Here is a 20,530-nt window from a genome sequence, read left to right on the forward strand (position 1 = left end):
AACGGGAAGCCACGCTTCCCGACGATCCGCATCGACGGTCCATCCTTCATTCCTGGGCGGAAATCGCTTCGACAACCCGCTCCATCTTCATGAAACGGGATCCCTTGACGAGCACGACCGTGTCGGGAGTGAGCTGTTGGCGCAGCGCGGCGACAAGCGCTTCGAGCTCGCTGAAGCGCTGTCCGCCTTCACCGAAGTTGCGCGCCGCAACCGCCGCGTATTCACCGAGCGTGAAGAGCTGGTCTATGCCCTGGCTCTTCGCGTAGCCACCGATCTCGTCGTGATACTGGGCGGCCCGGTCGCCGGTCTCGCCCATGTCGCCGAACACCATCAGCTTGCGACCCGGAGTCATCGCCAGCACATCGATGCCGGCCCGAACCGAATCGGGGTTCGCATTGTAAGTGTCATCGAGGATCATCGCGCCAGCTTCGCCGCGCTGAACCTGAAGCCGCCCGTGCGTGCCGCGAAAACCGGCCAGCCCGCGCTGCACCGCCTGCAGCGGAACACCGGCGGCGATACAGGCAGCGGCAGCGGCCGTCGCATTGCGCACGTTGTGCAGCCCCGGAACCTGCAGCGTAAAGCTGATGTTTCCGTGCGGCGTCGCAAGATCGATCTGCGCCCCCAGACCCAGCAGTGTGTAGCTCGCCGAAACGTCGGCGTTCTTGTCCAGGCCGAAGCTGAGCACCTGACGGTGCGCGTTGAGTTCGCGCCAGAAATCGGCATGGGAATCATCGGCGTTGATGATTGCGATCCCGTCCTCGCCCAGGCCTTCGTAGATCTCGCCCTTTTCGGCGGCGATCGCATCGAGTCCGCCCATCCCTTCGAGGTGGGCACGCTGGGCGTTGTTGACGAGCGCGACGGTCGGCCGCGCCAGATGCGTCAGATAGGCGATCTCGCCGGGATGGTTCATGCCCATCTCGATGACCGCGGCGTGCGTCGTCTCCTTCAGGCGCAGCAGCATCAGCGGCAGGCCGATATCGTTGTTCAGGTTACCGACGGTCGCCAGCACGCCCTCTTCGCTGACTCCGTCGAGCTGGGCCTGGGCGCGCAAAATCGCTGCGCACATCTCCTTGACGCTGGTCTTGCCATTGCTGCCGGTCACGCCGATGACCGGGATCGCGAAGCGCGCGCGCCAGACGGCCGAGAGTTTGCCCAGCGCGAGCCGGGTGTCGGCGACGACGACCCGGGGCAGCTCGCTCGGAGCCGTGAAGGCTTCGTCGACGATCGCGCCGGCCGCACCGGCCTGCCCGACCGCCTCGATGAAGGCGTGGCCGTCGAAGTTCGCACCGCGCAGCGCGATGAAAAGCTGACCGGCCGCGATCTTGCGCGAATCGGTGCTGACCGAATCGAAAGAGGCATCGGCCCCCTGCAAGCGCCCACCGACCGCGTGCGCGAGTTCAGACAAAAGCATCATGCCGCACCTCCGCTGTGGGGCCAGGATCTGAGCGCCAGGCGCGCCTGCTCGATGTCGGAGAACGGGTGTTTGACGCCCGCCACATCCTGATAAGGCTCATGTCCCTTGCCTGCAATCAGGATCACGTCGTCGGCCGAAGCCGACTCCAGAGCAGTACGAATCGCCTCGGCGCGATCGGGAATCTGACGCGCATCCGGCGCGCCGACGAGAATTTCATTGATGATCGCGAGCGGATCCTCGCTGCGCGGGTTGTCGCTGGTCACATACACCCGATCGGCAAGCCGGGCCGCCAGTTCGCCCATCATCGGGCGCTTACCCGGATCGCGATCGCCGCCGCAACCAAACACGCAGCCGAGCTTGCCGCCGCGCGCGAGGGCCGTGGGCCTCAGCGCTTTCAGCGCTTTTTCGAGCGCGTCGGGCGTATGTGCGTAATCGACGACGACGAGCGGCGCCATCACGCCACCGATCGCCTGCATCCGGCCCGGAGGCGGCGTCAGGGACAGGATCGCTTCGCGCGCTTCGTCGAGCGAATGCCCGCCGGAGAGCAGCGCTGCGATCACCGCGAGCAGATTGCTGACGTTGAAATGACCGACCAGCGCCGCTTCGATCTCGACGCTGCGCCCCAGCCAGCTGACCGTGAAGCGCATTCCGGTCGGCGTGCCCTGGATGCTGCGCGCGGCGAGCACCCTGACCTTCCCGGGCAGGGTGGGAAGCACCTTTTCGGTCGTATAGGCGATCACGCTGGCGAGTTTTCCGGCCAGGTGATGGGCCAGTTCGACGCCAAACGGATCGTCCGCGTTGAGCACCGCGACGCGAAGCCCGGGCCAGTCGAAGAGCCTGGCCTTCGCCGCCGCATAGGCTTCCATGTTGTGGTGATAGTCGAGGTGATCGCGGGTCAGGTTGGTCAGGATCGCGGTATCGAAGCGCACCCCGTTGACCCGGCCCTGATCGAGACCAATCGACGAGACCTCCATCGCGACGGCCTGCGCGCCACGCGACGCAAAATCCGCCAGCGCGACCTGGACCGAGATCGGGTCTGGCGTCGTGTTCAGCCCCTCGACCAGCTCACCCGGGAATCCCGTGCCCAGCGTGCCGATCACGCCGCAGCGCTGGTGCAGATGCGCAAGCGTGCGCGCGATCCACTGCGAGCTCGAAGTCTTGCCGTTGGTGCCGGTGACTCCGATCACGCGCATCTTCTCGGAAGGTGAGCCATAGACCTGATCGGCGATCTGGCCGGCGATATCCGCAAGCTTCTCGCAGCCGATCTGGGGCAGAGCGAACTCTTCGGGCCAGGCGAAGCCTTCCTTCTCCCACAGCACGGCCGCCGCGCCACGTTGAATCGCATCGGCGATGAAGCGCCGGCCATCGGTTCGCGCCCCCGGATAGGCCAGGAACAGGTCTCCGGACTGGATGGCGCGCGAATCGGCGACGACGCGCGCGGGCTTGACGCCGGCGCGCGCGAGTTCTTCAAGCAGAGCACGGGTCTCGACCTGTGCGTTCATCACATTTCCTCCTTGGCCGCTTCGGCCTGGCCATGCGCGACCTGCATAGTGCGCAGCGGCGCATCGGCCGCGACGCCCAGCGTGCGCAGCGACCCACCCATGATCTGGGCGAAGACCGGACCGGCGACTTCCCCACCGAAGTGTTTGCCGCCGTTGGGCTCATCGATCATGACCGCGACGATCAGGCGCGGATCCGAGATCGGTCCGATCCCGACGAATGAAGACACATATTTGTGCACATAGGCGCCGCCTTCGAGCTTATAGGCGGTACCGGTCTTGCCGCCGACCCGGTAGCCGGGAACCTGGGCCTGGGTCGCGGTTCCGCCCGGCTGGATCACCGTTTCGAGCATCCCCCGGATCGCCCGCGCGGTCTTCACCGAGAAGACCGAGCTGCCGTGGCCGGGCGCGACCTCAACCTTCGACAGCGAGATCGGGATCAGGTCGCCATCGCGGGCAAAGGCGAGATAGGCCTGGGCGATCTGCATCAGGGTCACCGAGATGCCGTGACCGTAGGACATCGTGGCCTGCTCGATCGGCCGCCAGGACTTGAACGGCCGCAGACGCCCCGCCGCTTCGCCCGGGAAGCCGAGCTTGGGCGCCGTGCCAAAGTGCAGCGAATCGAACATCCGCCACATCTCTTCGGGCGGCATCGTCAGCGCCATCTTCGCCGAGCCGATGTTCGAGGACTTCTGGATCACCTCGGCGACGGTCAGCGCGCCGTGGGCATGGGAATCGGAGATCGTCGCCGTGCCTATCGTCATCCGCCCGGGCGCGCAGTTGATGACCGTATCCGGACGGAAGCGCCCGGACTCGATCGCCAGAGCCGCGGTGAAAGGCTTCATGATCGAGCCGGGCTCGAAGGTGTCGGTCAGCGCCCGGTTGCGCAGCTGCTCACCCGACAGCCCCACCCGGTTGTTCGGGTTGTAGGTCGGGCTGTTGACCAGAGCGAGCACTTCGCCGGTGCGCGCATCAAGCACGATCGCGCTGCCCGCCTTCGCCTTGTTGGCCGTCACGGCCTGCTGCAGCGCCGAGTAGGCGAGGTACTGGACTTTCGCGTCGAGCGCGAGATCGACATCCGAGCCTTCCTGGGGCTTGTTGATCGAATCGACGTCCTCGACGATATGGCCCCGCCGGTCCTTGATGACGCGGCGGTTCCCGGCACGGCCGACCAGATACTTCTGGAACGCGAGCTCTATGCCTTCCTGGCCCTTGTCGTCCACGTCGGTGAAACCGACCACATGGGCGGCGACTTCGCTGGTCGGATAGAAGCGGCGATATTCGGTCTGGCTGTGAATGCCGGGCAGGTTCAGCGCCGCAATCTTCTCGGCCTGGTCGGGCGGAACCTGACGTTTCAGATAGACGAAGTCCTTGTCACTGCCAAGCTTGCGGCTCAGCTCCGCGACATCGAGTCCGAGCAGCGCTGCGAGCTGCCGGGTCTGGGCCGGAGAGAGCTGGGCATCGTCGGGGATCGCCCAGATCGAGCGCACCGGCGAGCTGATCGCCAGCACATCGCCGTGGCGGTCGAGGATGCGGCCCCGCGTGGCCGGCAACTCGATGACCCGCTCGTAGCGCGACTCCCCCTTGGCCTGTAGGAAGTTGTTCTTGACTCCTTGCAGCCACATCGCGCGAACGACCAGCGCCCCCATCGCGACCAGCAGCATCAGCAGAACGAAACGTGCCCGCCACAGCGGAATCTTCTCCGACAGCACCGGGTTGTGGTTGAAAGTGAACTTGTTCCTCATCGCGCCGCCTCCGGCGCATCGAGGGCGATCACCTGCTCGCCTGCCGGCGGCTGCATCTTGAGCTGCTCGCGGGCGAGCTTCTCGATCCGGACGTGGCCGGACCAGGTTCCCTGTTCGAGCTGGAACTGCCCCCACTCGACCTCGAGCGCATGCATTCTCGTCTGCTCGCGTTCGAGTTCGACGAAGAGCTTGCGCGCCTGGTGCTGGGACGCGACGACGCCCAGGGCGCTGGCCAGTACGAGAACGATCAGGACCACGTTGACCCTCAGCATGGCGTCAGATCTTCTCGGCGACGCGCATGATCGCGCTGCGCGAACGCGGATTGACCGCCACTTCGGCAGCGCTTGGCCTGACCGGCTTGCCCAACGTCCGCATCAGCGGCGCGGGCAGCTCGCTCGCGCGCACCGGAACCCAGGCCGGCGGCTCGTCCGGATGCGCCGCATCGCGCAGCGCATGCTTGACGATGCGGTCTTCCAGAGAGTGAAAGGCGATCACCGCAAGGCGACCGCCGGATCCGAGCCTGGCCATGCATTGCGGGAGGACTAGCGACAGCTCCTCGAGCTCGCGATTGACGTGAATCCGTAGAGCCTGGAAGGTGCGAGTCGCCGGGTGCTGCCCCGGCTCGCGCGTACGGACGGCCTTTTCCACGAGCGCGGCAAGTTGCCCTGTGGTTGTAACAGGTTCCCCCGCCCGAGCAGCAACAAGCGCCTTTGCAATCGCATTAGCAAACCGTTCTTCACCGTATTCCCTCACCACCGTTGCGATCTCTTGCGCGGACGCTCGCGCCAGCCACTCCGCCGCGGTTTCTCCGCGGCTGGAATCCATCCTCATATCGAGCGGCGCATCGAAGCGGAAACTCATTCCGCGCGACGCATCGTCGAGTTGGGGCGATGACACCCCCAGATCCAGAAGCACTCCGTCGACCTGCCCAACCCCCAGCCGGTCCAGCTCTTCACTGAAGTGCGAGAACGCCTGATGCACGAGCGTCAGGCGCGCATCCCCGAGTGCTTCGCCGGCGGCGATCGCAACCGGGTCGCGGTCGAAGGCGATCAGCCGGCCTCGGGCTCCGAGCTGACCGAGAATCCGGCGGCTGTGCCCGCCGCGACCGAAAGTGCCGTCGACGTAGACCCCATCCGGCCGGATCGCGAGCGCGGCAACGGCTTCGTTCAGCAGAACGGTGACGTGTTCGGCGCTCACAGCGACATGCTTCCAATGTTTTCGGGCAGCGAGGACAGATCCACTTCGAACATCTTTTTCTTCTCGTCCTGCCAGCGGGCGTCGGACCACAGCTCGAAGTGATTGCCCTGGCCAACCAGATGGACTTCCTTGCCCAGCTCGGCGAAGTCGCGCAGCGACGGCGAGACCATGACCCGGCCCTGGGCGTCCATGCCCTGGTCCTCGGCAAAACCAACCAGCATCCGCTTCAGCGATGCCGAGCGGGCATCGAAGCCCGACAGCGCCAGCAACTGGGCTTGAATGGGTTCCCATTCGGGTTTCGGATAGATCAGCAGACAGCGGTGCGGATGAACCGTGATCAGCAGCTGCCCATCGCAGCTCGCGGCGAGCGCGTCACGATGCCGCGCAGGGATCGACAAGCGACCCTTCGCATCGAGACTCAGCGCCACCGCGCCCTGAAACATCGCATTCCCCTTGGCTGGCGGGAAAGAGGAGAGGTTCCCCACGCGGGGCCACCGTAATTCCACTTTCACCCATTTTTATCCACTCCGCACCACTTTAGGTAAAACGCCAACCGTGGTCAAGCGCGCGAAGAGGCATTTTTATCAAGCAACACAAGGACTTACCTCATCCGGACGCCTGGCTTTAAAGAAAAAAACCAATCAATCCAATGAGATAGAAGGGAATGCGGAGAAACCGCCTGAAAACATGAAACCGGCGCGAGCGCGCCGGGAGTGGATGACCTTGTCATCGCAACCGAAAGAATCGGGAAGGGAAGTCCGCCGATAAGCCGGGTTCTGTCGCGCCCCCTTGCGGAGACGGGGCAGTCATTCCTCTGGTCGACGCATTGCTGCGCCGCTCTAGCAGCCTACCCGGGGGCTCTGCGGGCCGCATCAACGCCCCCCTATTTGGCCTTGCCCCGGATGGGGTTTACCTTGCCGTCCGTGTCACCACGTCCGCGGTGAGCTCTTACCTCGCCGTTTCACCCTTACCTGATCTCTTCCCCGGCGATCTGCTGCGCGCTCCGATCTCGCGCCTGCGATGCTCACCGTATTCACATACGGCTGCGCTTCTCGGCGCGACCTCGGGTCGCTCGCAACGATCGCCGCGGCATGAGCCATCGGCGGTCTCTTCTCTGTTGCACTTTCCGTCGCCTTGGGCCTTTCGGCTTATAGCGCCCGGCCGTTAGCCGGCATCCTGCCCTGCGGGGCCCGGACTTTCCTCGATGCCCTAAACCGGGCACCGCGACTGCCTGGCGGACTTCCAGCGGCAATTCTACCGGTCATTGCCCTTTCGCGCCCGCACATTTCGCGCCCCCCGAGTTCCCCGGAGGAAAAACCCCGGAGCTGCGGGCGCTCAGCCCGCCTTCTTCGGCACGATCGCCATCGCACCGGTGATCATGCTCGCCAGATCCGCCATGTTCGACGGCACGACGACCGTGTTGCCCTGCTTGGCGATGTTCGCAAAGGCCGCGACGTACTGCTCGGCCACCTTCAGAGCGATCGCCCGCTCTCCGCCCTGGGCTTCGATTGCCTGCGCGATCATCTGGATCGACTCGGCGTTCGCACGCGCGACCAGCAGGATGGACTGGGCCTCGCCCTGGGCACGGTTGACCGCCGCGGCCTTCTGTCCTTCGGACTGGGCAATCGCCGCCGCCCGCTCACCTTCGGCGACGTTGATCGCCTGGGCTTTCTCGCCTTCGGACTTCGCGATCAGCGCGCGCTTCTCGCGCTCGGCGGTGATCTGCTTCTCCATCGCCTTCAGCACCGACTCGGGCGGAACGATGTCCTTGATCTCGTAGCGGAGCACCTTGACACCCCAGCCCGGAGAGGCTTCGTCGAGCGCAGCGACGACCGACTGGTTGATCGCTGAGCGCTCTTCGAGCAGCTTGTCGAGATCGCGCTTGCCGGCTTCCGAGCGCAGCGTCGTCTTCGCGAGCTGCTCGATCGCGGTCTCGAAGTTCGAAGTGCCGTAGGACGCGAGCCGAGCGTCGGTGATCTGGTAGTAGAGGATGCCGTCGATCTGCACCTGGGAATTGTCGCGGGTGATGCAGACCTGGGGATCGACGTCGTAAGGCACCTCCTTCAGGCTCAGCCGGTAGGCGATCCGGTCGACGAAGGGCACGAGCCCGTGCAGACCGGCTTCGAGCGTCTCGTTGTAACGCCCGAGGCGCTCGACGACGTAAGCGCTCTGCTGGGGCACGACAACCAGGGCCTTGGCGGCGAAGACGATCGCCAGAAAGAGTACGAAGATCAGAAAATAGGAAGCTAGCGACATCAAGACTCTCCTTGGGAAAGTTCCAGCAGAAGGCAATTGGCTTCGCGTCCGCAGACCCGGGCGCTTGCGCCGGGCGCGGCGAACTCGGCGCCACGAACGATACGAGCATCCCACTGGGTGCCCCGGAATTCGACCCGCCAGCGCGCATTCGCGAGCGGGGTGAGAAGTCTCGCTTCGCCGCCGATATCGGGATCCGCCATCACCGGACGGCGGGTCACGCGAACCCGGTGCGCGAGCAGCGAACCGGCGAGCACGGTCAGCGCGGCAAGAGAGGCCGCAGCGGGCAAGGATCCGCTCAGCCACTGCAGCAGCGCTCCGACCGCGAGCCCGGCCGACCAGGCCAGCAGATAGACGGTTCCGAGCATCATCTCGATGCCCAGCACGACGATGGCCGCGACGGCCCAGATGAAGCTGGTTGAATCCATGCTCAGGCTCCGGTTCGATCCTCAATGGATTATCACACGTCACAAGGCAGCAGGGAGCCGTCGCGACACAGGGTGCGGCAAAGCGACAAAGCACGGATAATGGGATGTCGTCATCCGAAGCCTCAGCGATGTCCTCGATCAAAAAAGTCTCCAGCGCGCAGCTCAAGGTCGGCATGTATCTGCACGATCTGGACTGCGGCTGGATGGATCACCCTTTCCTGCGCAGCAGTTTCGCAATCACCGACGAGGAGCAGATCGAGAAGATCCGCCAGGCCGGAATTCACGAAGCCTATATCGACACCTCGCGCGGCCTCGACGTCTCCGACGCACCGACCGCCGAGGAAGTCCGCGCCGGGCTCGAACAGGAAATGCAGCAGCTGGCATCCGCGACGCCGCCGCCCCCCGAGCGCATCGACGTCGCCGCCGAACTCGGGCGCGCGCGACAGATCAAGGATCAGGCTTCCGGTCTCGTCCGCTCGGTCATGAAGGATGTGCGCCTGGGCAAGGTCGTCGAGCTCGAGCAGGTCGAACCGATGGTGCAGACGATCACCGAATCGGTGCTGCGCAATGGCGGCGCACTGCTGACGCTGCTCAGGATCAAGAACAAGGACGACTACACCTTCCTGCACTCGGTCAGCGTCGGCACGCTGCTGATCGCGTTCTGCCGCGCGGTCGGTCTCGACGCGACGACGACGCACCAGGCGGGTCTCGGCGGCCTGCTCCACGACACAGGCAAGGCTCTGGTTCCCGATGCAGTGCTGAACAAGCCGGGGCGGCTGACCGAAGAGGAATTCGAGATCATCAAGCGCCACCCCGGAGATGGCTGGAAGATATTGACCCAGACGCCGGGCATTGGCCCCATCCCGCTGGACATCACCCGCCACCATCACGAACGGATGGACGGCAGCGGCTACCCGGACAAGCTGCCCGGAGCTGAAATCTCGACTCTGGCCAAAATGGCCGCGATCGTCGACGTCTATGACGCGATCACCGCCGACCGCTGCTACCACAAGGGGATGGCGGCCACCGATGCGCTGCGCAAACTCTTCGAATGGAGCAAGTTCCACTTCGATCCGGCGCTGGTCCAGTCCTTCATGCGCTGCGTCGGCATCTATCCGGTCGGCACCTTGGTCAGGATGGAATCGGGCAAGCTCGGCGTCGTCATCGAGCAGGATCCGGACAACCTGCTGACGCCGACCGTCAAGATCTTCTTCTCGCTGAAGTCCAATGGCTACGTCGAACCCTATCTGCTCAATCTCGCCCGCCCCCTCGGTCACGGCGGCGGCGACCGGATCGTCACCCACGAGGATCCGGCCAAGCTGAAGATCGATCCGCTGCGCTTTCTCGCGACGGCCTGAAAACGCAAGGAAGGCTCGCACTGTCGCTGATCTGCTTCTAGAATCCGTCCCTTCGCAGATTTCGACCGGGTGTTTCCGGTCCCGACAGGATTATTGCAATGAGACGTGAACTGGCGATCGAGTTTTCCCGAGTCACCGAAGCGGCCGCTCTGGCCGGCTACAAGTGGCTGGGCCGCGGCGACAAGAACAAGGCCGATGGCGCCGCGGTCGAAGCGATGCGCTTCGTGCTGAACCAGATAGACATCGACGGCGAGATCGTCATCGGCGAAGGCGAGATCGACGAAGCGCCAATGCTCTACATCGGCGAGAAGGTCGGTCGCGGCGGAGACGCCGTCGATATCGCGGTCGATCCGATCGACGGCACGCGGATGACCGCGCTGGGCCAGAACAACGCGGTCGCGGTGCTGGCCGCCGGCACCAAGGGCAGCTTCATGCGCGCGCCCGACATGTACATGGAAAAGCTGATCGTCGGCAATGGCGCCAAGGGAGCCATCCACCTCGACCGTCCGCTCGAAGAGAACATCCGTTCGGTCGCCGCCGCGTTGGGGAAACCGATCGACCGTCTGACCGTCGTCACCCTCGCCAAGCCACGCCACGAAGCGGCGATTCGCGCGATGCAGGACATGGGCGTGCGCGTCTTCGCGATCCCCGACGGCGACGTCGCCGCCTCGGTCCTGACCTGCATGCCGGACACCGAAATCGACATGCTCTACTGCATCGGCGGCGCGCCTGAAGGCGTCGTCTCCGCCGCGGTCGCCCGGGCGATGGACGGCGACATGCAGGGCCGGCTGATCCCGCGCGACAAGGCCAAGGGCGACACGGCCGAGAACCGCGAGCTGGCCAAGAACGAGTGCGAGCGCTGCGCAAAGATGGGCATCGCCGTCGACACGGTGCTGACCCTCGACGAGATGGCCCGCACCGACAACGTGATCATCTCGGTGACCGGCATCACGAAGGGCGACCTGCTCGAAGCGATCACCAGCGACGGCCGCCTCGCGACGACCGAAACTCTGCTGATCCGCGGCAAGTCGCGGACCATCCGGCGCATTCACTCGACCCACTACCTTGCCCGCAAGGACAAGGAAATCCAGGATTTGATCCTCTGATCGCAACGAAGGCGGCGCAAGCCGCCTTTTTTATGGATCAGCCCCCTCCTCTGCGTAGCAAAAAACGTACACACGGATTTCAGAACCAGATCTGATAAGGGTTTACGAGAAGCCAAAAAAACAACACCCGGACTCGCGTCGCCCCTCCCCCCTCCCTAGAATCCGCCCCTTCGCAGTCTTTGGCCGAGCGCATTCCGCGTTCAGGTCACAACAGGGGGGAAGTACTGTAATGAGACGTGAACTGGCAATCGAGTTTTCCCGGGTCACCGAAGCCGCCGCACTGGCCGGCTACAAGTGGCTGGGGCGGGGAGACAAGAACAAGGCCGATGGCGCCGCGGTTGAAGCGATGCGCTACGTGCTGAACCAGACCGAGATCGACGGCGAAATCGTCATTGGGGAAGGCGAGATCGACGAAGCACCGATGCTCTACATTGGCGAGCACGTTGGCCGCGGGGGAGACGCGGTCGACATCGCAGTGGATCCTATCGATGGAACGCGAATGGCGGCAATGGGGCAGAACAATGCGGTAGCGGTTCTGGCCGTCGGCGACAAGGGCAGCTTCATGCGCGCGCCCGACATGTACATGGAAAAGCTGATCGTCGGCAACGGCGCGAAAGGCGCTATCCATCTGGACTGGCCGATCGCCGACAACGTCCGCTCGGTCGCCGCGGCGCTGGGGAAACCGCTTGATCAGCTGACCGTCGTGACTCTGGCGAGACCTCGCCACGAGACCGCGATCCGGACGATGCAGCAGATGGGCGTCAGGGTCTATGCGATTCCCGACGGAGATGTTGCCGCCTCGGTGCAGACCTGCATGCCCGAATCCGAAATCGACATGCTCTACTGCATCGGCGGTGCGCCCGAAGGCGTGATCTCGGCCGCGGTCGCCCGTGCGATGGACGGCGACATGCAGGGCCGGCTGATCCCGCGCGATCTGACCCAGGGCTGCACTCCGGAAAACCATGCGATCGCCGAGCGCGAGATCGCGCGCTGCTGGAAGATGGGGATCGCCGTCAACTCGGTGCTGACCCTGGACCAGATGGCGCTGACCGACAATGTGATCGTCTCCGTGACGGGGATCACCAAGGGCGATCTGACCGGCGCGATCACCCGCAAGGGCGACCTGGCGACGACAGAAACGCTGCTGATCCGCGGCAAGACGAGAACGGTCCGCCGCATCATCTCGACGCACTACCTCTCCCGCAAGGACGAGCTTATCCGTAAGCTGGTACTCTGACGACATAGCGCGAATCGAAGGCCTGAACCGACAAGGGCGGCTCAGATCGCCCAAACCAGAAAAAGCGACTCAGGTCGCTTTTTCCTTATCGAGGCCCGTCATGCCCGCAACACGTCCCGCATCCGGAATCGCCCCCTACTGGACCCGGCTTCCGTCCTTCCTGCTCTATCCCTTCTCGGCTGAACCGCTGCTCGTCTGCGTCGGACTCGCCCTGCTCGCCAGCTTCGCGGCGATGATGTTCGCACCGCTCAGCTCGGTGCTGTCGATCGTCGTCTTCGTCAGTCTGATGCGCTATGGCTTTTTCGTGCTCGAACGCACGGCCCGCGGCTTCATCGACGACACCCGGATCGTCTTCGACTCCGCCCACGGCGGCAAGAACCTTCCCTACAAACAGGTCGCCGTCGCTCTGGTCGGCGGCACGCTCTGCGCGATCGCCGGTGCGCTGGGCGGCCCCAATGCGGCCTGGCTGAGCCTGGGCCTGCTGGCCATGCTCTGGCCGGCCAACACGATGGTGCTCGCGCTCGACAACGACCTCGGCGAATCGCTGAACCCGGCCCGGCTCTGGGAGATCGCGTCGCGGATCGGTGTGCCTTACCTGGGACTGTGCGCCTGCCTGCTGCTGATCTTCTTCAGCGGCAATTTCCTGCAGGGCTTTCTGGCTAACGCAGCGCCGCATGCGCTGATCGTTCCGCTGGCGAGCTTCGCCTCCTGCCTGTCCACGATCGCGATGTTCCGGATGATGGGCTATGTGCTCTACCAGTATCACGAGGAGCTGGGACACGATGTGCGGATTGGCTTCGAGGAGCAGAGCGGATTCAAGGCGGCCGATCCGCGCGCGGCCCGGGCCTCGAGGATCGCCGAGCTGCTCGGCGAGGGGCGAGGAGAGGAAGCGCTCAAAGAGGCGCGCGATGCCGTCCGCGAAGCGCCTGCGGACTTTGAGGCCCAGGCGAGGCTGCACCGCCTGCTCGGCGCCCTGCCCGGGCACGAAAAGGCGCTGGCCGATCACGCCCGGCTCTGGCTGCCGGCCCTGCTCGGCGCCCGGCGCGGCAGCCAGGCTCTGGAAGTGTTCGAAGCCGTCCGCGAACGCGATCCGGGCTTCCTGCCCGCCAACGCCGATGATCGCCTGCCGCTGGCCGAAGCGGCGTTCAAGGCTCATCACTATGATGCGGTAAAGTCGCTGATCAAGAACTTCGACCGCCTCTTCCCCGGCCACCGGGATATCCCGTCCATCTACCTTCTCGGGGCCCAACTGCTGCTCGAACAGGGCCGCGACGAGGAGCAAGCCGAGCGCATCCTGAAAGCGCTACAGAGCCATTACCCTCAGCACCCGGTCGCGCTCGAGGCCGCAAAGCTGCTCGAACTCGCCGCCCGGCTGCGCAGCGTCGGCTGAAGAGTTCAGGCTCCGGGAAAACGCTTGGCCAGCAGCGCCTCGGCGCGTTCGGCCTGAGCCGGCTGTCCGGCCTGGCGCCAGCCGCGCGCGAGCGCGCGGAGCAGGCCGGGGACCCAATGCCCTTTGCCGTCCCGGCTGGCCAGACGCAGGATCAGCGTTTCGGCGGCCGCGAGTTCCCCCGAATCGATCAGGCGCCGGGCGATCAGCGCCCAGGCCGGCAGCGCCAGAGGGGGCAAGGAAGAACCCAGATCGACGAGCGCAGCGGCGATCTGCTCGCCGGGAAGAGCGCTCTCGCGCACCGCAGCGCGGCGCAGCAGATGCGCAGCCGCATCGGCGATCAACTCGGGCTTGCGCGCGAGATGCGCGACCCGCAGATAATTGCCGCAGACCATATCGTCCGCCCCCTGGGCGAGCGCGCGCGCATAGTCCAGGGCCGCACGATCGAACTGGAGCCGGGCGACATGGGCGGAGGCCTGTTCGAGCAGCTTGGCACGCGCTTCGTCGGCGTCGATCTTCAACACATGTTCGGCGCTCTTGCCCCCCCGGCGCAAGCGGTAGAGGCCGGTCAGCACCGCCCCGGCGATCAGCCCTCCGGCATGCGCCAGATAGTTGACGCGCCCGTTGGGGTCGAAGACGAAGCGCTCCAGCAATTCCTTGCCCAGCCAGACCGGCAGGATCACCAGAGCAGGCCAGCGCGCGGTGTCGAAGAATACGAAGAACCAATAGAAGAAGCGAACGCGGCGCAGCCCGAAGAGGACCACATAGGCCGCCATCACCGCCGAGATCGCGCCCGAAGCTCCCAGCGAATAGCCCCCCCGCTCGCTCCCGAAAAGCAGGTCGGGCGCCGCCGCCGCGAGTCCTCCGAGCAGATAGAGCAGGGCGAACCCCGCCGCGCCCAGCGAAGCCTCGACCGTATAGCCGACAATGAAGAGCAGCGCCATGTTCCCGGCCAGGTGCATCAGGTCGGCATGCAGGAACATGTGGGTGACCAGGGTCACGGCCGTCGGATGCGCGGGTTGAAGGCTATAGCGTTCGGAGAACACCTGCGCGCGCAACGCGTCGTAGCGCTCGCGCTGGGCGCGCCAGAGCGGATAGGCGGGATCGGCGGGGCGGATCACCTGGCCCGCCCGCAGCCGGTTCATGAAGGCGGGGTCCATCTCCATCGCACGGAATACCTGAGCCTCTTGCCCGGTCGCCAGCGCCCGGCGCAGGGTGTCGGCCTCGCGCAGCTTGCCTCGCCCACCCAGATCCGCGACATAGGCGGGCAGTTCGGTCGCCGGCAGGCGGGACTGCCGATAGTTCTCGAGCGCGGCGTTCAGGCGCTCGCCATCGCTTCCCTGGAGCAGAAAGACCACGACGCAGGCGAGGATCAGGCCCAGCGTGACCCAGGGCGGGCGGGACCAGTCGGGACGGGCGGGCAGAGGCAGGATCAGCATCCCCGGATTAGGCCGGAAAATACCGAAACAGTGCAAGGCCGTCAGTCCCCGCACTCATCCCGTGAGCCCCCGCTCGCTTCTTTTTCACACGGAATTTGGGGGGGCGCGCTGCACACTGCATAATCGCGGAGCATTCATCCCCCGGGCCATTCCATGCCAAGCCGCTACCGAGTCATTCTGAACGGACAGATTCTCGCCGGGCACGATCCCGCCGAAGTCCGCGCCGCGCTTGCCCGCAGCTTCCGGATCGCCGACGCCCAGCTCGACCTGCTGTTCTCGCACCGTCGCATCATGATCAAACGCGATGCCAGCGCCGAGGAAGCGGAGCGCTTGGCCCGGCTGATCCGCGCCCTGGGCATGGACGCCACGGTCGAATCCACCGCGCCGCCCCCAGAACAGGCCCCCGCACCGACTCCGGCCCCGGAACCGACATCAGCTCCAGCTTCGGCTCCCGAGCCGAAGGCCGCCGCGCCGCGCCCCGCCAGCGAAGAACTCTTCAGCCTCGCGCCTCCCGCACCGCCTTCGACGGCGCGAGAAACGGCGGTCGATCCGTCCGCCGACAACGTGACCTGCCCGCAGTGCGGGGAGATCCAGCCCCGGCGCACGCTGTGCCGCCACTGCGGCTTGGACATGCCGCGCTACCACCGCGCGCAGGCCGCGCTGCAGGCCGAACCGCCGCCCACCGCACAGCCGTCACAGCACGCTCGTCCAGAGCCTGAACGCGAAGTCAAAGCCGAAACCGCCGAGCCCGGCGAGAGCGCGCCACTGCTCTCGCTGAGCTTCTCCGGGCGCCTCCCGCGCATGGCCTATCTGGGCGGCAGTCTGTTCGGCACCGGCGCGGCGCTGAGCTTGATAGCGCTGGGGCTCTCATCGGGCATCAAGGGCCTGGGCACACTAGCGATGCTCGCGCTGCTGATCTATACGTTCCGGATCGCCGCGCTGCGCCTGCACGACACCGGCCGCAGCGGCTGGATGTCGCTGCTGATGCTGGTCCCGCTGCTCGGCCAGATCTTTGCGCTCGCTCTGCTGCTGATACCCGGCGACGAACTCGAAAACGACTACGGCGAAACGCCCGAAGCGGGCGGAGGCAAGGCCGCGTTGATGGGCCTCGCGTTGATCGCGCTGGCACTAACCCTGAGCTACAAGGCTATTGAGCGCGACCCGGTCGCTGCCCGCGAAGCCCTGCTGGGCATGGGTTGGGGGCAGCGTGCCCGCCCCGCACCCAAGGCCGTCGAAGCGCCACCGCCTCCGGCCGAAACCGAGCCGCAGACTCCGCGCTACGCGTACGAAAACCAGGTCGCGCTGTATTCGGCCAGCGATTGCGATTCGTGCGCGGCGATGCGACGCTGGCTGCAGAGCCAGGACATCCATTTTGTCGAACACGCGATCGATGCGAATCCGGCCGCCGCCGCAGCACTCAGGGAGAAGCTCTCCCGCGCGGGAATCGACGGTCAGATCCGGCTCCCGGTGCTCGAGGTGAACGGCGAGATGATCGCCAACGATCCCGAGATCAGCGAAGTGCAGAAGCACCTGAAGATGAAGTAACGGCCACCCTCGGGTGGCCGCCTTTTCGTCCAATCGACGGCTTACTTCGCGCTCTTTGCAAAGTCTCCGGCATGGACGCCGACGAACTTGTCCGGATCGATGTACTTCTTCACCGCGGCATTGACCTCGGCAGTCGTGACGGCCTTCAGCTTCGCCTCGAAGCCCTCTTCCCACTTCATCGTCCGCCCCAGCCACAGATCGCCGGCCAGTCCGACGGCGAGCGCGCCGTCGCGCGTACGGCCGATCGCCGATTCCTGCAACAGGCCGCGGCGCGCGTCCTCAAGTTCCTGAGCGCTGACGCCATCCTTGACCAGACGGACCAGTTCCTCATGGACGGCCGCCTGCAGCTTCGCAAGGTTCTGCGGCGCATGGATCGCATAGAGGCTCAGGCCCGAATTCGCGTCGGTCGAGGACAGGTTCAGGCTGCTGCCGACCCCGTAGCTGAGGCCCTCCTTCTGGCGGATACGGTCGGCGAGCCGGCTCTTCAGACTTCCACCGCCGAGGATCGTGTTCGCGAGCACCAGGGCCGGAGCTTCGGCCGCCTCGTCGTTGACGGGCAGGCTCTGCCGGGCGAGGAAGAAGGCGTTGGCCTTCTCGGGCGTCTCGAATTTCAGCACGGCCGGTTTCTTCGCGCGGAAGGGATGGGGAATCCGCGCATAGGCGCGCCCGGCCTTCCAGTCGCCGAACAGCGCGGCGAGCTGGGTCTTCGCGGCCGCCTCATCGAAATCGCCGACCAGCGCGATCTGCGCGTCCTGGGCTCCGAAGAAGTCCTTGTGGAAGGCGCGCAGCTCTTCGGCCTTGATCGCCTTCAGATCCGCGATCGCCTCGTCCAGCGTCGACGCGTAGCGCCAGTCCCCCTTCAGGTACGGGTTTTCGTAGCGGGACAGCGCGAGGCTCGCGATCGCCTGAGGCTCGCTGCGACTCGCTTCGATCGCGGTCAGCTCCCGGGCGCGCAGCGTTTCAAGCTCGGCGGCCGGGAAGTCGGGACGGCGCAGCATGTCGGCGAGCAGCGGCAGCAGACCGGCGAGCGTGTCGCGCCGGGCTTCGAAATTGACGCTGACCAGGTTCCCGGTGCGCCCTATGCTCACGGTCGCCTTCAGCGCTTCGAGCTTGTCCGCGATCTGCGTCTTGTCGAGCCCCGCAGCGCCGTTCTGGAGCATGTCGACCGCGACATCGGCGACCGCCTCTTGCCCGAACAGCGACTTCTCGTCGCCGAAGCGCAGCGTGATGTGGCCGTTGACAGTGTTGCCGCGGTTCTTCTTCGTCAAAAACGCGAGCTTGGCGCCGTTCGCGAGCGCCAAGCGGTGCGTGCGCGCCTCGATGTTGGCCGGACTCGAATCGAAAGCCTCGCCCGCTTCGACAGCGCGGCGCCCCACATAGCCTTTGAGCAGCTCTCCGGGCTTCGCCTCGTCCGGCAGCGCGACGCGCTCGGGCTTGTCGGTCGGAGTGAACAGCCCGACGGTCCGGTTGCTCGCCTTGAAGTAGTTCGCAGCAACGCGCTGCAGGTCGGCCAGCGTCACCGCGTCGACCTGATCGCGTTCGAGGAAGAGCAGGCGCCAGTCGCCCTGCGCGATCGCCGAAGACAGCGCGATGCCCAGCGCATCGGGTTTGTTCATCAGCGCTTCGTGCGCGTTCGCGAAGCTGAGCTTGACCCTCTTGAGTTCCTCCTCGGTGACCGGGTGGCTCTGGATCTCGTCGACGGTCGCGAACAGGATGCGGCGCGCTTCGTCGAGCGAGCTCTTCTTGTCGACGACCGCGTAGAGGCTGAAGCTGCCCGGCTCGGCCGACTTCGTCGGTCCGGCGCCGACCGCGGCCGCCTTGTGCGTCTCGACCAAGGCCTTGAAGAGCCGTCCCGACGGATTCTCGTCGAGCACCGAGGACAGCACTTTCAGCGCCGCAACATCCGGATGGGGGCCGTTCGGGATGTGGTAGAGCGCCGCGACGACCTGATAATCGCCAGCCCGGGACAGGGTCACGGTCCGCTCGCCGTCCTGGACCGGATCGCGGGTCCAGGTCGGCTCGAGAACCCGGGCGGGCTTGGCGATCGCACCGAAGCGCTTCTGGATCTTCGCCAGAGCCTTCGCCTCATCGAACTTCCCGGTCAGCACCAGCACCGCGTTGTCGGGCTGGTAGTACTTCCTGTAGAAGGCCTGCAGATGGGCGATATTGACCAGTTCGACGTCGGAACGCGCACCGATCGTGCTCTTGCCGTAGTTGTGCCACTGATAGGCGGCGGCCTGCATCTTCTTGAACAGCACGGCTCCGGGATTGTTCTCGCCCGCTTCCATCTCGTTGCGCACGACCGTCATCTCGGAGTCGAGATCCTTCCTCGCGATGAAGGAGTTGACCATCCGGTCCGCCTCCATCGTCAGCGCCCAGTCGAGGTTCTCGTCGCTGGCCTGGAAGGTCTCGAAGTAGTTCGTCCGGTCAGCGGTGGTCGAGCCGTTGAAGTCCATGCCGTGCGACTTGAGTCCGGCGACCAGCGCGCCGTCCTTCAGAGTCGGCGTGCCCTTGAACACCAGGTGTTCGAGCAGGTGGGCCATGCCCGTCTCGCCGTAGCTCTCGAAGCGGGAGCCGACCAGATAGGTCAGGTTCAGCGTCGCGGTCGGCTTGCTCGCGTCAGGGGCCAGCAGCACTTTCAGCCCGTTGGCGAGCCGGTACTCGGTCACGCCTTCGATGGCCGTGACGCGGACCGGCGCGCCGATCGCGGCAGCGACCGGACGTACGACATGTTGGGGGGTTTTCGGAGCCGCCGCGAAGGCGGGAGAAGTGGCCAGACAGATGGCCACCATCGCTGCAACAGGGGTCAGACGCATCCAGGAACTCACTTGAAATGGAGGGGAGGGCAGATTTTTCGCTGCCGTGATCGCGACTCTACGCGCCCTGCAACAAAATGACATCCGCCTTGGTTGGCTGTAGATATGCGCGGATCGTTATAATCGCGTCTTTGCCCCGGACAGCCCGCCATGACCCAGCCCCTCTATGAGTCCACGATCCGCAGCCTGCCGCTGCTCGGTCGCGGCAAGGTGCGCGACATCTACGCGGTCGGCGACGACAAGCTGCTGATCGTCACGACCGACCGCCTCTCCGCATTCGACGTGATCCTGCCCGATCCGATTCCGCGCAAGGGTCAGGTGCTCAGCGAACTCGCGAACTTCTGGTTCGACAAGCTCGCCCACGTCGTACCGAACCAACTGACCGGCATCGCGCCGGAAACCGTCGTCGCCGCCGACGAGCGCGACCAGGTGGTCGGTCGGGCTCTGGTCGTCAAGCGCCTGAAGGCGCTGCCGATCGAAGCGGTCGTGCGCGGCTACATCATCGGCGGGGGCTGGAAGGACTATCAGGCCAGCGGCTCGGTCTGCGGCATCGCGCTGCCCGCGGGCCTGAAGCAGGCCGCGAAGCTTCCCCAACCGATCTTCACCCCGTCGACGAAAGCCGATCTGGGCACCCACGACGAGAACATCAGCTTTGAGCAGTGCGTCGCGCTGGTCGGAGCCGAACTCGCTGCCCAGGTTCGCGACACCGCGATTCGTCTCTACTCGGAAGCGCGCGACTACGCCGCCGGCCGCGGCATCATCATCGCCGACACGAAGTTCGAGTTCGGTCTGGATGCCACCGGCACGCTGCACCTGATCGACGAAGCGCTGACGCCCGACTCCTCGCGCTTCTGGCCTGCCGCCAGCTACCAGGAAGGCATCTCGCCGCCCTCCTTCGACAAGCAGTTCGTCCGCGACTATCTGGAAACGCTGGACTGGAACAAGCAGGCGCCCGGCCCCCGGCTGCCCGCCGACGTGCTCGCGAAGACCAGCGCCAAATACGTCGAAGCCTACGAAAAGCTGACCGGCAAGACGCTCGGCTGAAACCTCGCGAGCAAGCCCGTCACGACAAAACGGCCCGGAATCCCGGGCCGTTTTTCATTGCC

The 20,530-nt window shown here is 65.5% G+C and carries 16 protein-coding genes and 1 other RNA gene; 6 read left to right on the plus strand and 11 right to left on the minus strand.

The window, feature by feature from the left end; translation table 11 throughout:
- Positions 1–46: 46 nt before the first annotated feature.
- The 9 genes from ACHFB9_RS15505 to ACHFB9_RS15545 all read right to left on the minus strand — a co-directional run bounded on the left by ACHFB9_RS15505 (position 47) and on the right by ACHFB9_RS15545 (position 8,536).
- Positions 47–1,414 (minus strand): UDP-N-acetylmuramoyl-tripeptide--D-alanyl-D-alanine ligase, encoded by a 1,368-nt coding sequence (locus tag ACHFB9_RS15505; protein WP_417068328.1) that lies wholly within the window; start codon positions 1,412–1,414, stop codon positions 47–49.
- On the minus strand, positions 1,411–2,916 hold the full coding sequence (locus ACHFB9_RS15510) for a UDP-N-acetylmuramoyl-L-alanyl-D-glutamate--2,6-diaminopimelate ligase (protein WP_417068330.1): 1,506 nt from the start codon (positions 2,914–2,916) through the stop codon (positions 1,411–1,413). Before ACHFB9_RS15510 ends, ACHFB9_RS15505 begins: the two co-directional genes overlap by 4 nt.
- Positions 2,916–4,658: a peptidoglycan D,D-transpeptidase FtsI family protein gene (locus tag ACHFB9_RS15515; RefSeq protein WP_417068332.1), complete on the minus strand. Its 1,743-nt coding sequence runs from the start codon at positions 4,656–4,658 to the stop codon at positions 2,916–2,918. Before ACHFB9_RS15515 ends, ACHFB9_RS15510 begins: the two co-directional genes overlap by 1 nt.
- The gene (ftsL, locus tag ACHFB9_RS15520) at positions 4,655–4,930 is read right to left on the minus strand and encodes a cell division protein FtsL (RefSeq protein ID WP_417068334.1); all 276 of its coding nucleotides are present in this window, start codon (positions 4,928–4,930) and stop codon (positions 4,655–4,657) included. Before ftsL ends, ACHFB9_RS15515 begins: the two co-directional genes overlap by 4 nt.
- A gap of 4 nt (positions 4,931–4,934) precedes the next feature.
- Positions 4,935–5,855, minus strand: coding sequence for a 16S rRNA (cytosine(1402)-N(4))-methyltransferase RsmH (gene rsmH, locus ACHFB9_RS15525; protein WP_417068335.1), 921 nt, complete (start codon positions 5,853–5,855; stop codon positions 4,935–4,937).
- Positions 5,852–6,298, minus strand: a complete 447-nt coding sequence (gene mraZ / locus ACHFB9_RS15530; protein WP_417068336.1) for a division/cell wall cluster transcriptional repressor MraZ — start codon at positions 6,296–6,298, stop codon at positions 5,852–5,854. Before mraZ ends, rsmH begins: the two co-directional genes overlap by 4 nt.
- Positions 6,299–6,604: 306 nt before the next feature.
- An RNA gene (gene rnpB, locus ACHFB9_RS15535) (RNase P RNA component class A) lies at positions 6,605–7,098 on the minus strand.
- A 92-nt stretch (positions 7,099–7,190) separates the two neighbouring features.
- The gene (locus ACHFB9_RS15540; RefSeq protein ID WP_417068338.1) at positions 7,191–8,111 is read right to left on the minus strand and encodes an SPFH domain-containing protein; all 921 of its coding nucleotides are present in this window, start codon (positions 8,109–8,111) and stop codon (positions 7,191–7,193) included.
- Complete coding sequence (locus ACHFB9_RS15545; protein ID WP_417068339.1) at positions 8,111–8,536, minus strand: NfeD family protein; 426 nt, start codon at positions 8,534–8,536, stop codon at positions 8,111–8,113. The genes ACHFB9_RS15540 and ACHFB9_RS15545 overlap by 1 nt, the downstream gene beginning before the upstream one ends.
- A gap of 128 nt (positions 8,537–8,664) precedes the next feature.
- Here ACHFB9_RS15545 and ACHFB9_RS15550 point away from each other — a divergent pair, with 128 nt between their 5' ends.
- The 4 genes from ACHFB9_RS15550 to ACHFB9_RS15565 all read left to right on the plus strand — a co-directional run bounded on the left by ACHFB9_RS15550 (position 8,665) and on the right by ACHFB9_RS15565 (position 13,627).
- Positions 8,665–9,894 (plus strand): HD-GYP domain-containing protein, encoded by a 1,230-nt coding sequence (locus ACHFB9_RS15550; RefSeq protein ID WP_417068341.1) that lies wholly within the window; start codon positions 8,665–8,667, stop codon positions 9,892–9,894.
- A 98-nt stretch (positions 9,895–9,992) separates the two neighbouring features.
- The gene (gene glpX / locus ACHFB9_RS15555) at positions 9,993–11,000 is read left to right on the plus strand and encodes a class II fructose-bisphosphatase (RefSeq protein ID WP_417068342.1); all 1,008 of its coding nucleotides are present in this window, start codon (positions 9,993–9,995) and stop codon (positions 10,998–11,000) included.
- Between the two features lie 229 nt (positions 11,001–11,229).
- The gene (gene glpX, locus ACHFB9_RS15560) at positions 11,230–12,237 is read left to right on the plus strand and encodes a class II fructose-bisphosphatase (protein ID WP_417068343.1); all 1,008 of its coding nucleotides are present in this window, start codon (positions 11,230–11,232) and stop codon (positions 12,235–12,237) included.
- Between the two features lie 100 nt (positions 12,238–12,337).
- Entirely contained in the window at positions 12,338–13,627 is a 1,290-nt protein-coding gene (locus ACHFB9_RS15565; RefSeq protein WP_417068345.1) for a tetratricopeptide repeat protein, read from the plus strand.
- A 5-nt stretch (positions 13,628–13,632) separates the two neighbouring features.
- On the opposite strand, the gene ACHFB9_RS15570 is transcribed toward ACHFB9_RS15565, so the two are convergent.
- Positions 13,633–15,063: a rhomboid family intramembrane serine protease gene (locus ACHFB9_RS15570; RefSeq protein WP_417068346.1), complete on the minus strand. Its 1,431-nt coding sequence runs from the start codon at positions 15,061–15,063 to the stop codon at positions 13,633–13,635.
- A gap of 153 nt (positions 15,064–15,216) precedes the next feature.
- On the opposite strand from ACHFB9_RS15570, the gene ACHFB9_RS15575 reads away from it, so the two are divergent.
- On the plus strand, positions 15,217–16,608 hold the full coding sequence (locus tag ACHFB9_RS15575; RefSeq protein ID WP_417068347.1) for a DUF805 domain-containing protein: 1,392 nt from the start codon (positions 15,217–15,219) through the stop codon (positions 16,606–16,608).
- A 41-nt stretch (positions 16,609–16,649) separates the two neighbouring features.
- Here ACHFB9_RS15575 and ACHFB9_RS15580 read toward each other — a convergent pair whose 3' ends face one another.
- Positions 16,650–19,424 (minus strand): M16 family metallopeptidase, encoded by a 2,775-nt coding sequence (locus tag ACHFB9_RS15580; protein ID WP_417068348.1) that lies wholly within the window; start codon positions 19,422–19,424, stop codon positions 16,650–16,652.
- Positions 19,425–19,574: 150 nt separating this feature from the next.
- On the opposite strand from ACHFB9_RS15580, the gene ACHFB9_RS15585 reads away from it, so the two are divergent.
- On the plus strand, positions 19,575–20,468 hold the full coding sequence (locus tag ACHFB9_RS15585) for a phosphoribosylaminoimidazolesuccinocarboxamide synthase (protein WP_417068349.1): 894 nt from the start codon (positions 19,575–19,577) through the stop codon (positions 20,466–20,468).
- Positions 20,469–20,530 lie beyond the last annotated feature (62 nt).

It is taken from the genome of Niveibacterium terrae (genome assembly GCF_048213115.1).
Lineage (GTDB): Bacteria > Pseudomonadota > Gammaproteobacteria > Burkholderiales > Rhodocyclaceae > Niveibacterium > Niveibacterium terrae.

Bases quoted from the DNA above. Each gene is read 5' to 3' on its own strand.
- ACHFB9_RS15505 (WP_417068328.1), bottom strand. From the start codon at position 1,414: ATGATGCTTTTGTCTGAACTCGCGCACGCGGTCGGTGGGCGCTTGCAG.
- ACHFB9_RS15510 (WP_417068330.1), bottom strand. From the start codon at position 2,916: ATGAACGCACAGGTCGAGACCCGTGCTCTGCTTGAAGAACTCGCGCGC.
- ACHFB9_RS15515 (WP_417068332.1), bottom strand. From the start codon at position 4,658: ATGAGGAACAAGTTCACTTTCAACCACAACCCGGTGCTGTCGGAGAAG.
- ftsL (WP_417068334.1), bottom strand. From the start codon at position 4,930: ATGCTGAGGGTCAACGTGGTCCTGATCGTTCTCGTACTGGCCAGCGCC.
- mraZ (WP_417068336.1), bottom strand. From the start codon at position 6,298: ATGTTTCAGGGCGCGGTGGCGCTGAGTCTCGATGCGAAGGGTCGCTTG.
- ACHFB9_RS15540 (WP_417068338.1), bottom strand. From the start codon at position 8,111: ATGTCGCTAGCTTCCTATTTTCTGATCTTCGTACTCTTTCTGGCGATC.
- ACHFB9_RS15545 (WP_417068339.1), bottom strand. From the start codon at position 8,536: ATGGATTCAACCAGCTTCATCTGGGCCGTCGCGGCCATCGTCGTGCTG.
- ACHFB9_RS15550 (WP_417068341.1), top strand. From the start codon at position 8,665: ATGTCCTCGATCAAAAAAGTCTCCAGCGCGCAGCTCAAGGTCGGCATG.
- glpX (WP_417068342.1), top strand. From the start codon at position 9,993: ATGAGACGTGAACTGGCGATCGAGTTTTCCCGAGTCACCGAAGCGGCC.
- glpX (WP_417068343.1), top strand. From the start codon at position 11,230: ATGAGACGTGAACTGGCAATCGAGTTTTCCCGGGTCACCGAAGCCGCC.
- ACHFB9_RS15565 (WP_417068345.1), top strand. From the start codon at position 12,338: ATGCCCGCAACACGTCCCGCATCCGGAATCGCCCCCTACTGGACCCGG.
- ACHFB9_RS15570 (WP_417068346.1), bottom strand. From the start codon at position 15,063: ATGCTGATCCTGCCTCTGCCCGCCCGTCCCGACTGGTCCCGCCCGCCC.
- ACHFB9_RS15575 (WP_417068347.1), top strand. From the start codon at position 15,217: ATGCCAAGCCGCTACCGAGTCATTCTGAACGGACAGATTCTCGCCGGG.
- ACHFB9_RS15580 (WP_417068348.1), bottom strand. From the start codon at position 19,424: ATGCGTCTGACCCCTGTTGCAGCGATGGTGGCCATCTGTCTGGCCACT.
- ACHFB9_RS15585 (WP_417068349.1), top strand. From the start codon at position 19,575: ATGACCCAGCCCCTCTATGAGTCCACGATCCGCAGCCTGCCGCTGCTC.